13 protein-coding genes are annotated in these 11,482 nt (G+C 69.5%); 5 read left to right on the top strand and 8 right to left on the bottom strand.

The window, feature by feature from the left end:
• Window positions 1–554 (bottom strand): helix-turn-helix transcriptional regulator (locus VFF46_RS29170; protein WP_325040433.1); only part of this gene is annotated, 554 nt, incomplete at its 3' end.
• Between the two features lie 39 nt (window positions 555–593).
• Window positions 594–1,430: an NAD(P)H-binding protein gene (locus tag VFF46_RS29165; RefSeq protein ID WP_325040432.1), complete on the bottom strand. Its 837-nt coding sequence runs from the start codon at window positions 1,428–1,430 to the stop codon at window positions 594–596.
• A 91-nt stretch (window positions 1,431–1,521) separates the two neighbouring features.
• Here VFF46_RS29165 and VFF46_RS29160 point away from each other — a divergent pair, with 91 nt between their 5' ends.
• Together VFF46_RS29160 and VFF46_RS29155 are read left to right on the top strand one after the other, a co-directional pair.
• Complete coding sequence (locus VFF46_RS29160; protein ID WP_325040431.1) at window positions 1,522–2,454, top strand: AraC family transcriptional regulator; 933 nt, start codon at window positions 1,522–1,524, stop codon at window positions 2,452–2,454.
• The gene (locus tag VFF46_RS29155) at window positions 2,454–3,035 is read left to right on the top strand and encodes a putative immunity protein (RefSeq protein WP_325040430.1); all 582 of its coding nucleotides are present in this window, start codon (window positions 2,454–2,456) and stop codon (window positions 3,033–3,035) included. Before VFF46_RS29160 ends, VFF46_RS29155 begins: the two co-directional genes overlap by 1 nt.
• On the opposite strand, the gene VFF46_RS29150 is transcribed toward VFF46_RS29155, so the two are convergent.
• From VFF46_RS29150 to VFF46_RS29135, 4 genes are all read right to left on the bottom strand, one after another.
• Window positions 3,013–3,702, bottom strand: a complete 690-nt coding sequence (locus VFF46_RS29150; RefSeq protein WP_325040429.1) for a dienelactone hydrolase family protein — start codon at window positions 3,700–3,702, stop codon at window positions 3,013–3,015. The two genes, VFF46_RS29155 and VFF46_RS29150, sit on opposite strands and share 23 nt — an antisense overlap.
• 14 nt (window positions 3,703–3,716) lie before the next feature.
• Window positions 3,717–5,654: a hypothetical protein gene (locus VFF46_RS29145; protein WP_325040428.1), complete on the bottom strand. Its 1,938-nt coding sequence runs from the start codon at window positions 5,652–5,654 to the stop codon at window positions 3,717–3,719.
• An 83-nt stretch (window positions 5,655–5,737) separates the two neighbouring features.
• Window positions 5,738–6,121: a TIGR03618 family F420-dependent PPOX class oxidoreductase gene (locus VFF46_RS29140; RefSeq protein WP_325040427.1), complete on the bottom strand. Its 384-nt coding sequence runs from the start codon at window positions 6,119–6,121 to the stop codon at window positions 5,738–5,740.
• 12 nt (window positions 6,122–6,133) lie between these two features.
• The gene (locus VFF46_RS29135) at window positions 6,134–6,724 is read right to left on the bottom strand and encodes a dihydrofolate reductase family protein (protein ID WP_325040426.1); all 591 of its coding nucleotides are present in this window, start codon (window positions 6,722–6,724) and stop codon (window positions 6,134–6,136) included.
• 85 nt (window positions 6,725–6,809) lie between these two features.
• Here VFF46_RS29135 and VFF46_RS29130 point away from each other — a divergent pair, with 85 nt between their 5' ends.
• Complete coding sequence (locus VFF46_RS29130) at window positions 6,810–7,271, top strand: helix-turn-helix domain-containing protein (protein ID WP_325040425.1); 462 nt, start codon at window positions 6,810–6,812, stop codon at window positions 7,269–7,271.
• On the opposite strand, the gene VFF46_RS29125 is transcribed toward VFF46_RS29130, so the two are convergent.
• Together VFF46_RS29125 and VFF46_RS29120 are read right to left on the bottom strand one after the other, a co-directional pair.
• Complete coding sequence (locus tag VFF46_RS29125) at window positions 7,252–8,076, bottom strand: aminoglycoside phosphotransferase family protein (RefSeq protein WP_325040424.1); 825 nt, start codon at window positions 8,074–8,076, stop codon at window positions 7,252–7,254. The genes VFF46_RS29130 and VFF46_RS29125 overlap by 20 nt on opposite strands.
• A 12-nt stretch (window positions 8,077–8,088) precedes the next feature.
• Entirely contained in the window at window positions 8,089–9,303 is a 1,215-nt protein-coding gene (locus tag VFF46_RS29120; protein WP_325040423.1) for an MFS transporter, read from the bottom strand.
• A gap of 91 nt (window positions 9,304–9,394) precedes the next feature.
• Here VFF46_RS29120 and VFF46_RS29115 point away from each other — a divergent pair, with 91 nt between their 5' ends.
• Complete coding sequence (locus tag VFF46_RS29115; protein ID WP_325040422.1) at window positions 9,395–10,285, top strand: LysR family transcriptional regulator; 891 nt, start codon at window positions 9,395–9,397, stop codon at window positions 10,283–10,285.
• Between the two features lie 126 nt (window positions 10,286–10,411).
• The coding region (locus VFF46_RS29110; protein WP_325040421.1) for a sn-glycerol-3-phosphate ABC transporter ATP-binding protein UgpC at window positions 10,412–11,482 on the top strand (1,071 nt) is incomplete at its 3' end.

Genomic DNA, 11,482 nt, shown 5'->3' with positions numbered 1-11,482 from the left:
CCGCCCCAGGTCACCAGGTGATGCGGCTCGACCTTCCGCGGCGGTGCCCACTCGCCCTCCGGCGCACCGGCCGCGGCGTAGTCGAATCGCAGTACCTCCTGTGCGCGGACCGCCATCCCGATCGCGATCAACTGATCCGAGTCGACCGTCGTACGGCGATCGGCGTACCGGTCGACCGTGGTGACCTGGAGGGCGTCGACCCGCTGCCGCAACCGCGCCGGCATCACTTGGCGAACCGTGGCCAGCGCCCGCAACGCGCCCTCCTCGATCCCGGTGACCGTGGTCGTCGCCGTCTGCAACGCGACCGCGACCGCGATCGCCTGGTCGTCGTCGAACAGCAGCGGCGGCAGCTCGGCGCCCGCGTCCAGCCGGTACCCTCCGTCGGGGCCCTTGGTCGCGCGGACTGGGTAGCCGAGGTCTCGCAGCCGGTCGACGTCCCGGCGTACCGTCCGCGGACTCACCTCGAGCCGGGAGGCGAGCAGCGCGCCGGGCCAGTCGCGCCGAGCCTGCAGCAGTGACAGCAGCGCGAGGAGGCGGGCAGAGGTTTCGGCCATGCCCTCAGCCTGCCATGATTAACGGTCAGATTCTGTCCTCTACCGCACGTCCCACACTCCTGTCTTCGCGGTTGCGCGGGCCCAGTCGGCGAAGTCGCGGGGCGGGCGGCCGAGGACGCGCTCGACGCCGTCGGAGACGTACTCCGAGCGGTGGTTGCGAATCACCGTGAACAGGTCGCGGATCGCCTCGGCGTCCTCGGGCGGTACGCCGTGCTCCCGCACTTCGGCCACGTGCGTCGCCGGGTCCAGGTCGACGTACTCGATCGGCCGGCCGGTCGCCGCGGTCAGTTCGCCGGCGATGTCGGTCATCGTGAGCACCCGCGGCCCGGAGATCGCCAGCGTCTGCCCGGCGTACGCGTCGTCGAGGAGCGCCGTGGTCATCACGTCGCCGACGTCGTCGGTGTCGATCCACGCCTCGCCGCCGGTGCCTGCGGACAGCCGGATCTGCCCGGCGAGTACGTCGTACCGCAGGAAGTCCTCGCTGAACCCCTGCGCGAACCAGGCCGGCTGCACGATCGTCCAGTCCAGCCCGCTCGCCTGCACCACGCTCTCCAGCTCGAGCTGCCTGTCGTACACGGCGAAATCCCGCCCCGGGCTGCCGACGCCGCGGCCGGACAGCAGCACCACGCGCCGCAACCCGTCCGCCTGCCGGATGAACTTCCCCGCCTGCGCGAGCCCGGTCGGCCCGACCGGCGGCGCGAGGTACGCCGTCGTGGTGCCGCGGACCGCGTCCGCCCAGGTGCACTCGTCGTACCAGTCGAACCGCGGCTCGCTGGACCGCGAGGCCGGCCGGTACGGGACTCCGCGGGCGTCGAGCTGGGCCGCGATGCGACGGCCGGTCTTGCCTTTACCGCTGAGGATCAGAATCGGTGTCATGGCTCCAGTCCACCGGCAGCGACTGAGACAAACCATGGCTGTACGCCGCAATTCGATGTTCCGAACGCTCAATCTGTCCTAGGCTCGGGGTATGGACGTACTCGACGAACTGCTCACCGGGACGCGCGCTCAGGACGGGGTGTTCAACCTGACCATCCTGGATCTGCCGTGGGCGCTGGAGATCCGCGACGAGGCACCGCTGGCGCTCGCCACCATCGTCCGCGGCGCCGGCTGGCTGACCCGGGCCGGGATCGAGCCGCAGCGGATGGAGCAGGGTGACGTCGCGATCGTCACCGGCCCGGAGCCGTACGTCGTCGGCGATTCGACGGCCACCGCCCCGGTGCTCCGGATCCACCCCGGCGGCCTCTGCGAACGGTTGCCCGGGGCACCGATCGACTACTCGGCGCAGCTCGGCGTCCGGACCTTCGGCGGCCGCAAGTCCGGCGAGATCATGGTTGCCAGCGGCACCTATCAGGTCGCGGGCGACGTCAGCCGCCGGCTGGTCACCGCGCTCCCCTCGGTGCTCGTCGTACCTGCCGCCGAGGTGGCGGGATCGGTGATGGACATGATCACCTGCGAGATCCAGCGCGACGTACCAGGGCAGCAGACCGTGCTCGACCGATGGCTCGACCTCGCGCTGATCACCACGTTGCGCGCGTGGTTCGCCCGGCCGGAATCGCACGCACCCGGCTGGTACCAGGCGCAGACGGATCCGGTGGCCGGCGCCGCTTTGCACCTGCTGCACGAGGACCCGGCGCATCCGTGGAACGTCACCGAACTCGCGGATCGGGTCGGGGTGTCGCGCGCATCGCTGGCGCGCCGCTTCACGGCGGTCGTCGGCGAGGCCCCGATGAGCTACCTGACCGGCTGGCGGATCACGCTCGCCGCCGATCAGTTGCGCTCGACCCGCGACACCGTCGAGACGATCGCCCGCCGGGTCGGGTACGCGAATGCGTTCGCGTTGAGCGTCGCGTTCAAACGCGTCCGCGGCGTCACGCCGACTGACCACCGGCGAGCGGCCTGATGGAGATTCCGCTGGGTCTTGACGAACTACGGCAGCTCAGCCTCTGGACGGCAGACTGTGCCGAGCGGGCGCTGCCGCTGTACGAAGCGGCAGCTCCGGGAGACAGCCGAGCACGGGACGCGATCGAAGCGGTACGCGCCTTCGGCGTCGGCGGCAAGCGGACGAAGGCGATCCGGACGGCCGCGTTCGCGGCTCTCAAGGCAGCCGGTCAGTTCGCCGAAGCAGCAGCTCAGGCCGGCACGGAGGACGCCGGAACGGGGACAACAGTTGCGGTGCAGGCGGCTGAGGCAGCTGCTCGGGCTGCGGTTGGGGCTGCCGGGTCCGCGTACCTGCATCCGTTCGCGGCGGCCACGCAGGTGAAGCACATCGTGGCGTCCGCGCAGTACGCGGCGTACGCGGAGGAGCTGGCGACCGGCGCTCCCGCGGCGGCCGACGCCGTGATCGCGTGGGCTCTCAAGCGCGTGCCGGGTGCGGTCCGGGAGGTGATCGCGCGGTATCCGGAGGGCTCGGCCGGACGCGGTCGGCTGGGCGAGCTGCACCGCGCGGTGGAGTCTGGGCTCAGACGACCGTCGACTTCATGAAGGCGATCGCCTGCGGCCACGCCAGCCGGAAGGCCTCCGCGTTCACGTCCTTCCCGTGCCGCGACTTGTCGGAGAAGCCGTGGTCCGCGCCCGGGAAGTACTGCGCGAACGTCGCGCCCGCGGTCCGCGCCTGCAGCACGGTCTGCAGCGTCTCGAAGTCCGCGTTCGGTACGGCGGTGTCCGCGCTCGGGTAGCTCACCAGCACCGGCGCGGTGATCGCCGCCGCCTCCGCGATCGCGTCGTACGTGTGGCTCGGCCTGCGCTGCGACGGCACGGTCGGATGGAAGGCGACGACATTCGCCACCCGGTGATCCCGCGCCCCGAGCAGAAACGCGAACCGCCCGCCCAGGCACCACCCGATCACGCCGACCTTGTCACAGCCGAGGTCGTCGAACAGGTAGTCCAGCAACGCCTTCTGCTCCGCGAGCGCGGCGTCGTCGTCCATCTCCCGCAACAACTCGCCGAGCTCCTCGAAGCTGGAGTTGTCCGTACTCCGCCCCTTGAACGGATCCCACGCCAGCGCGGTGATCCCCTCCCCCGCCAACTCATCGGCCCACGCGCGGAGCTGCTCGCCGATCCCGGTGATCATCGGCAACAACAACATCCCAGCCCGCCCGACCCGCGCCAGATAAGCGTCCTGCTCCCCAACCGTCACAGTCACACCCATGCGCGCATCCTAAGTCAGTTGACGCGCACGGCAATCGCGACGGAGAGGCCGGCCGCGTGCTGCTTCGTCGCGGGCCGGTAGATGCGCACCGACCAGCTTCCCGCCGACGGGAAGGCGTAGCCGAACCGGGTGATCCGGGTGGACGGCACCGCGATGGTCTTGGCCGACGTCCACTTGGTCGCACCGGCCTTGCGAACCTGCAGGAGCGCGGTGGCGCCTGCGTCGTACGGATTCGCCAGGCCCTCGTACACCACGCCGCGACCGTGGACCGCGGTCCGCGGCGCGATCCGCCAGCCGACGACAGCGCTCGAAACCGCACCGATGGGCCGGCTGATCAGTGTCTCGCCAGGGACGCTCGAAGCGAGCACCGCACGGAAGGCACCATTGGTGGCGCTGACGAACGGGATCGACGCAACACCACCGGGCACGGTCTTCGCCGAACCGAGCGTCACCCAGCGAGTAGTCCCGACGGCCTGCCGCTGCAGGTAGACGGTGACACCCGACGGCGCCCCGGACCACACGTTCAGGCTCCGCATGTCCTGTACGACGACCTTCGCCGTGCCCTTGCCGCCGTACGGGACGGCGGGCGCCGTGATCGTGGCCCGGCGTGCGGCGTACACCGTCGCGGGAACGGTGACCTTGCGTGCATAGCCTTCACTCGTGTGCAGATAGAAAGTGAAGGTGTTCGCACCGGCCGACCGAGGAGTGACGGCCGCGGACGTCCTGAGGTTGGGCAGGACATGCACCGTCGAACACCAGCTTCCGACGGTAACGCCGGCAGAACCCGGTCCGGCCAGACCGACGTCGCAGCTGTCGAGCTGCTGGCCCGCGGGCGGGTCCGCGCTGAAGGCCACGGTCGACGCGCGGCCGACAACCAGGGTCGGCGCCGTCAGACCGGCGCTGAAATCCGTGACCGTGATCGTCCTGGCGGCCGCCTTGCCGATCGGACGGCCCGCCGTGTCGAGCAGGCTCAGCGAGATCTGGTGCGTGCCGAGAGTCAACTGCGGTTCCCCCATGAGGAACTGGACGTTCTGCCAGGAGGTGGCGGGGTCCTGCCAATTCACCGTCTTCCAGGCCGGCGACACGGACACCGCCCGGTCGACGCCGTCAACGGTCAGCTTCACCGTGCCCGGCTTGCTCCCGCTGAGCAGCGGGCCGGTGATCTTCAGGTTCCCGCCCACGAGCGCAGGACTGACCTGGGAGGGGGTCCCGGTGTCGAACAGCACCGGGTCCTGATGGTTCACCCGGACGAACGTGTACTTCCCGGAACCGTAGAAGCCGGACAGGTCGCGCGCCTTGGCCTCGACGCGGTAGCGGCCGTCCGGCAAGTCCGTGAACCCGAGGTTGATCAACGCATCGTGATCGACGCCGCGGGACACGGCGAACGGGGCTGATCCCGTGAGTACGGGCGCACCGGTCGCGAGGTCGATCACCCGCAGCTCGGCGACGTCGTCGCGGGGGTACTGCGAGGTGACCCGGAACGTCCCGGTGGTGTCGACGACGGCGTCACTGAACAGCTGACCGTCCCGAACGTGCTCGAGGTCGGAGATCGACGACGGTGAGGTGACGTAGACGTTTCCACCGCCGAACGCCTGCGCGCCCGCTGCGGTGGTCAGCTTGGCGGTCAGCGACATGGCACCCCAGCCAGGGTGGTCCCAATCGCCCACGTGCAGGGGCACCGTGATCTGACAGCCCGTGTCGCACGTCCCCGCCGGGATCTCGGCCGAGCCGGTGACGTAGTACCCGAGCGAGACGTCGACGCGACCGGATGGCTCGCCGCCGAGGTCGACCGACAGCTGCGCCGGTACGTCACCGAGCGCGACGGTGCTGTCGACCGCCGGACTGTCGACAGTGATCGACGGAGTGCCCTGCGCTGCGTACGCCGTCATCGTGCCGCCGGCCACTACCGCCATCGCCAGCGCCGACGCCACGGAACGCATGACTGCCCGCATTCGAATCTCCCCAGAACTCCGAGTGCGAGCTCCAGATGACTCGCGTCCACTGGATATCGTCAGCGGCGTGCGGCCGTTACAGGTCAGCTGACGCCGACGGTTTGGTGGTCGACCTGGATGACGCCGATGACTCGGTCCAGGTCGCGGGAGTACGGCTGGCCGATGTACTTCATTGCGATCTGGTCGACCAGTGCCCAGCCCTCGGGGCCGTCGATCCAGGTGGTGACGCGGCCGCGGACGATGACCGGCTCGTAGGGGTTGTCGACCGGGGCGAGTGAGAGGGCGACTCGTGGGTCGCGGCGGAGGTTGCGGGCCTTCTGCGAGTCGGGGCCGGTGAGGAAGATGATCTTGTCGTCGAGGGTGCTGACCCAGAGCGGGATCGAGTGTGGCGAGCCGTCCGGGAGGACGGTGGCCAGGTGGGCGATCGACGTGCTCTCGACGGCGCTGCGTACGGCGGGCTTCAACATGACTGTGCTCCTTCAGCGGACGATCTCGTAGTGGAGGTGGGTGACGCCGGGCGCGGGTACGGCCTCGACGAGGTTCAGTCGGATGTGATCCGGCAACTCCTGGAAGAACGGACGGCCGCCGCCGAGCAGGATCGGGACCTGGTGAAGGATGAGCTCGTCGACCAGTCCGGCTCGCAGCGCCGAGGTGACCACGCCGCCGCCCATCAGGCCGACATCCTTACCGCCGGCCAGTTCACGCGCAGCGGCGACCGCGTCCTCGACGGTGTGCGCGAGGGTCTGCCGCTCGCTGATCTCCGCGACCGGTCCGTGGCTGAGCACGACCAGCGACGCGTTCGGATGCGGGCTGTTGCCGCCGAAGTGACCGGAGTCGTCGTACGTCTTGTGGCCGGCGATCACCGCTCCGACCCGGGTGGCGGCGGCGTCGAACACCCTCGCGCTCGGCGCGCTGAGCTTGAAGCCGTCGAACGCCTGACTCGGGGTGTCGCCGTCGAAGTACCAGTCGAACAGCATCGTCGCGTCGCCCAGACCATGGTCCGGCCCGGAGCCCCGACCCGTGATGTACCCGTCGACCGAGACCGCGAGTGCGGCGAGAACCTTGCTCATCGTGCTGCCTTCCGTTTGGAGTTCCTTGAAGGAACGCTAACACGTCTGAGTTCCTTGAGGGAACCCCAAGCGCTAGACTGATTTCATGCAGCGAACGGACTTCAGTGAGATGACCTGCTCGATCGCGCGCACGCTGGACGTGATCGGCGAGCCGTGGTCGCCGTTGATCCTGCGCGACATCTGGGTCGGCTTCTCCCGGTTCGAGCAGCTCCAGGCGGACCTCGGGATCTCCCGCAAGGTCCTCACCGAGCGGCTGAACCACCTCGTCGACCGCGGCGTGATCGAGCGCCGCCCGTACGACCAGCGCCCGCGGTACGAGTACGTACTGACCGCCAAGGGCCGCGAGCTGGTCGACGTACTGATGGTGATGGTTGCCTGGGGCGACAAATGGCTGGCCGGTACGGCGGGCCCGCCGGTCCTCTACCGGCACCACGCGTGCGGCGAGATCAGCCACGTCGACCTGGTCTGCGCCCACTGCGGCAAACCGATGCACGCCGACGACGTCGAAGTACTCCCGGGCCCCGGTGCTAGCCGCAGTACCGCCTGAAGATCGCGAGGTCGCTGTCCACGCGGGCGATTCGGTCGAAGCCCCAGGTGTCGACGCCCGGCCGGTCCACGTCGTTCATGACCCGGGCGGCGAGGTCCCGCAGGCCGCGGGCGAGCAGCGCGAACTCCAGGTGGTCGGCGTCCAGGTCGTGAGCGCCGTACTCGTCGAGAAACTCCACCAGCGGCTCACCGTCGGCGGCCACCCACAGGTCGTCCTCGCGCGGCCCGATCACCGCGTTCTCCCAGTCGAGGATCGCCGCTACCTCGCCGTCGGATCCGATCAGCACGTTGAGCCCGTGGAAGTCGGTGTGACAGACGACCTCAATCACCGGCTTCAGCCGGCACCGTACCTCGTCCAGCCGCGCGATTGCGGCCGTCACGAGGTGAGCTCGATCCGCGATCCACGGATGCGCCAAATACCCCGCCAAGTTTCGGATGTGCGGCTCGGTGACGTCCGCGGGCGGAAGCGTCACCTGCAGCGGGACCTCGTGTACCTGGCGCAACGCGCGCACAACCGCCCGCCAGTCGTCCCAGGTCGCCGTACGTCCTTCTATATAAGGAAAGACGGCGTACGCCTGCGAGCCGCTCGTCGCGGACAGCTCGCCGCGAAGGGTCCGCAGCGGCTCGACGACCGGGAGACCGAGCGCGTGCAACTCCCCCAGCTGTTCCAGCCCAACCGGCTGCTCGCCGGCCTTCCAGCGCTTGACGAACCAGCGGCGGTCGGCCACCCAGCCTTCGGTGGCGAACCCGCCGCTGTGCGGGACGAGTTCGGCGACGGTCAGCCCGTAGTCACGTTGGAGGTCCACCAACGCATGACATCACTTGTCCTGGGCAGCCAGCATCCGTAATACGGCAGCGTTCACCAGGACCAGGATCAAGGCGGAGAAGATCAGCAGCGCGACCTGCGCCGGCAGCAGCGCGATGCCGAGGCCGATCGCCAGCACCGGGATCGCGAGCCCGGCGTACGCGATCAGGAACAACGCGGCCAGCACCTCGCCCCGGGACGACGGATCCGCGAGCGACGCCGCGGTGGCGACCGCGCCGCGGAACACAAGCCCGACACCGGCACCCGCGACGACCCCACCGACGACGAACAGCCAGAGGCTCGGCAGCAGCCCGCCGACCGCGACGCCGACCAGGCCGACGCTCATCGCGACCAGCCCGAGCCGCAACTGCCGCGGCCTCGACATCCGCACGAACACGACCTGGCTCCCGGCCCCCGCGATGAAGACCGCGAACGTCACCACCCCGGCCAGCAACCGCGACGTGTGGTGCAGAACGCCGGCCAGGAACGTCGGCGCCAGCGAGGTGAACAACCCGAAGATCGCGAACGCCGCGAACGCCCCGATCGCGGACGCGAAGAACAGCGGCCGCGCCGACGACGGCAGCGCGACCCGCTGCGGCCGGTACGCCGGGCGCTCCTCCAGCCGCTCCACGGTCTCCGGAACCAACGCGATCCCGACCGCACTGAGCAGCAGCAAGACCAGGAAGATCTCGTACGGGCGATGCAGCGGCGCGTCGACGTACTGCGCCAGCAGACCACCCACGAGCGGACCGAACGCCAGGCCGCCGAGGTTCACCATGCTCGAGATCAGCGCGGACCGGCTCGGGTCCTCGCCCGGCCGCGCGATCTGCCGCAGCTCGGACAGGTGCGCGGTGGCGGTCGCGGTCAGTACGCCGACGCCGACGCCGCAGATGAACCGCGCGATCAGCAGCCCGGGGACGGCCGGCCAGATCAGGAAGAGCGCCGCGGACAGCGCCTCCGCGAGGACCGCGAGCAGCGCGACCCGGCGCCGCCCGAGCCAGTCGCTGACATGACCGGCCAGGTACAGCGAGGCCATCACGCCGATCGCGTAGCTGGCGAAGATCACCGTGATCACGTACGTCGGGAAGCCGTCGCGCTGCTGGTAGATCGCGTAGAGCGGCGTCGGGATCGTCGAGAAGGCCATCGTGGTGAGGAAGGCCGCCGCGATCACCCAGAACCCCGGGGCATGAGCGAGCCGGATCCGATCCGCGGCCCGCGAAGACGTCATGGTTGACATGTTTCCAGGCTGCCGCGCCGGATCTATCGAGTCCAACGAAAGTTCTTGCACGCTCTTATCGGCAACTCCGATAATTGAGCCTGTGGACAGCCGGCAGTTGGAGTACTTCGTCGCGGTCGCCGAGGAGCTGAGCTTCACCCGCGCGGCGCAGCGGATGTTCACGGTCCAGTCCACGGTGTCGGCCGCCGTCCGCGCGCTCGAGACCGACCTGAAGACGACGCTCTTCGACCGCTCCACCCGCCGGGTCGTACTGTCGGCCGCCGGGCAGGCGCTGCTTCCCGAGGCGAAGGCCGCCCTCGAAGCGCTGGACCGGGCGCGCGCCGTGGTCGAGGAGGCGTCGTCGGGACTGCGCGGCAGCATCCGGATCGGCACCTTGGCCCGGCTCAGCCTGGTGAACATGGCCGAACTGCTCGGCGCGTTCCACCGGACGTACCCGCTGGTCGACGTACAGGTGGCGACCTCTCCGACCGGGTCGACCGGCCTCGCCGACGACGTACGGCACGGCCGGCTGGACGTCGCGCTGCTCGGCCTGCCGAGGCCGGAGCTCAACGGACTCGACGTCCGCGAGATCGCCACGGTCCCCTTCGTCGCCCTGCTCCCCGCCGGGCACCACCTTGCCCGGCGGGACGCCGTCCGGCTCGAGGACCTCGCCGGCGAGCGATTCGTCGACATGCCGAGCGGGTTCGGGAACCGGAAGATGGTCGACCGCGCCTTCGAGGCGATCGGGCGACCGCGGCGGATCCAGGTCGAGGTCCCCGAGCTGACCGCGATCCCGGACTACGTCGGGGCCGGTCTCGGTGTCGCCGTCGTACCCGAGCCGGAGCTCAGCGGCGAGACCGGCGTCGCCAAGGTCCCGTTGCAGGGCGTCGACCTGGCCTGGACGCTGTCCGTCGCAACCCTCGCCGGACGCCGGCCGAGCCGGGCGGTGACCGCCCTGCTGGAGCTCATCGGCCCGGACGGGCGGTACTTCTAGCGCCTTGATTCACGCGGGAATGTAAGTCGGCGACCGGCGGTTATGGCCTTCAGACACCCAAGACCTGGGAGCCTTTGCTACGGATCGTCCGGCACGTTCCTGCCGGCGAAGGAGAGGAAGTACGACATGGCAACTGTCTCGTTCAAGGGAGCCACCCGGGTCTACCCCGGCACCGACATCGCGGCGGTGGACAAGCTCGACCTGGACATCGAGGACGGCGAGTTCATGGTGCTGGTCGGCCCGTCGGGTTCGGGCAAGTCGACCGCGCTGCGGATGCTGGCCGGGCTCGAGGAAGTGAACGAGGGAGCCATCTTCATCGGCGACCGGGACGTCACCAACTCCCCGCCGAAGGAACGCGACATCGCGATGGTGTTCCAGAACTACGCGCTCTACCCGCACATGTCGGTGGCCGACAACATGGGCTTTGCGCTGAAGATGCAGGGCATCCACAAGGACGACCGCGCCAAGCGCGTCCAGGAGGCGGCCAAGCTGCTCGGTCTGGAGGAGTACCTCGACCGCAAGCCGAAGGCGCTCTCCGGTGGTCAGCGTCAGCGTGTCGCGATGGGCCGCGCGATCGTGCGTAACCCGCAGGTCTTCCTGATGGACGAGCCGCTGTCGAACCTGGACGCCAAGCTGCGGGTGCAGACCCGTACGCAGATCGCCGAGCTGCAGCACCGGCTCGGTGTCACCACCGTCTATGTCACGCACGACCAGGTCGAGGCCATGACGATGGGTGACCGCGTCGCCGTACTGAAGGACGGCGTACTGCAGCAGGTCGACACCCCGCTGAACCTGTACGACCGCCCGCGGAACAAGTTCGTGGCCGGCTTCATCGGCTCGCCGGCGATGAACCTGATCAACGCCGAGATCGTCGACGGCGGCGCCAAGATCGGCGACTACGTGGTCCCGATCGCACGGGAGCTGCTCGCGAAGGCCGGCGACGACAAGACCCTGACCATCGGCGTCCGCCCGGAAGCGCTGCACATCGCCGACGAGGGCCTGCCGGTAAAGGTCTCGGTGATCGAGGAGCTCGGCTCGGACGCGTTCCTGTACGGCTCCGCCGACCACGCCGAGAACCAGCAGATCATCGCCCGGATCGGCACCCGCCTGCACAATGAGAAGGGCGTCGAGGTCTACCTCGCCCCCGACCCCGACAAGCTGCACCTGTTCTCCACCTCCACCGAGGAGCGCCTCGTA

Origin of the sequence: Kribbella sp. (assembly GCF_035655035.1) — a bacterium.
Taxonomy (GTDB): Bacteria; Actinomycetota; Actinomycetes; order Propionibacteriales; family Kribbellaceae; genus Kribbella.
This window is presented reverse-complemented; position numbering and strand designations above follow the sequence as displayed.

Bases quoted from the DNA above. Each gene is read 5' to 3' on its own strand.
- VFF46_RS29140 (WP_325040427.1), bottom strand. From the start codon at position 6,121: ATGTTGAAGCCCGCCGTACGCAGCGCCGTCGAGAGCACGTCGATCGCC.
- VFF46_RS29165 (WP_325040432.1), bottom strand. From the start codon at position 1,430: ATGACACCGATTCTGATCCTCAGCGGTAAAGGCAAGACCGGCCGTCGC.
- VFF46_RS29130 (WP_325040425.1), top strand. From the start codon at position 6,810: ATGCAGCGAACGGACTTCAGTGAGATGACCTGCTCGATCGCGCGCACG.
- VFF46_RS29150 (WP_325040429.1), bottom strand. From the start codon at position 3,702: ATGGGTGTGACTGTGACGGTTGGGGAGCAGGACGCTTATCTGGCGCGG.
- VFF46_RS29160 (WP_325040431.1), top strand. From the start codon at position 1,522: ATGGACGTACTCGACGAACTGCTCACCGGGACGCGCGCTCAGGACGGG.
- VFF46_RS29120 (WP_325040423.1), bottom strand. From the start codon at position 9,303: ATGACGTCTTCGCGGGCCGCGGATCGGATCCGGCTCGCTCATGCCCCG.
- VFF46_RS29145 (WP_325040428.1), bottom strand. From the start codon at position 5,654: ATGCGGGCAGTCATGCGTTCCGTGGCGTCGGCGCTGGCGATGGCGGTA.
- VFF46_RS29135 (WP_325040426.1), bottom strand. From the start codon at position 6,724: ATGAGCAAGGTTCTCGCCGCACTCGCGGTCTCGGTCGACGGGTACATC.
- VFF46_RS29155 (WP_325040430.1), top strand. From the start codon at position 2,454: ATGGAGATTCCGCTGGGTCTTGACGAACTACGGCAGCTCAGCCTCTGG.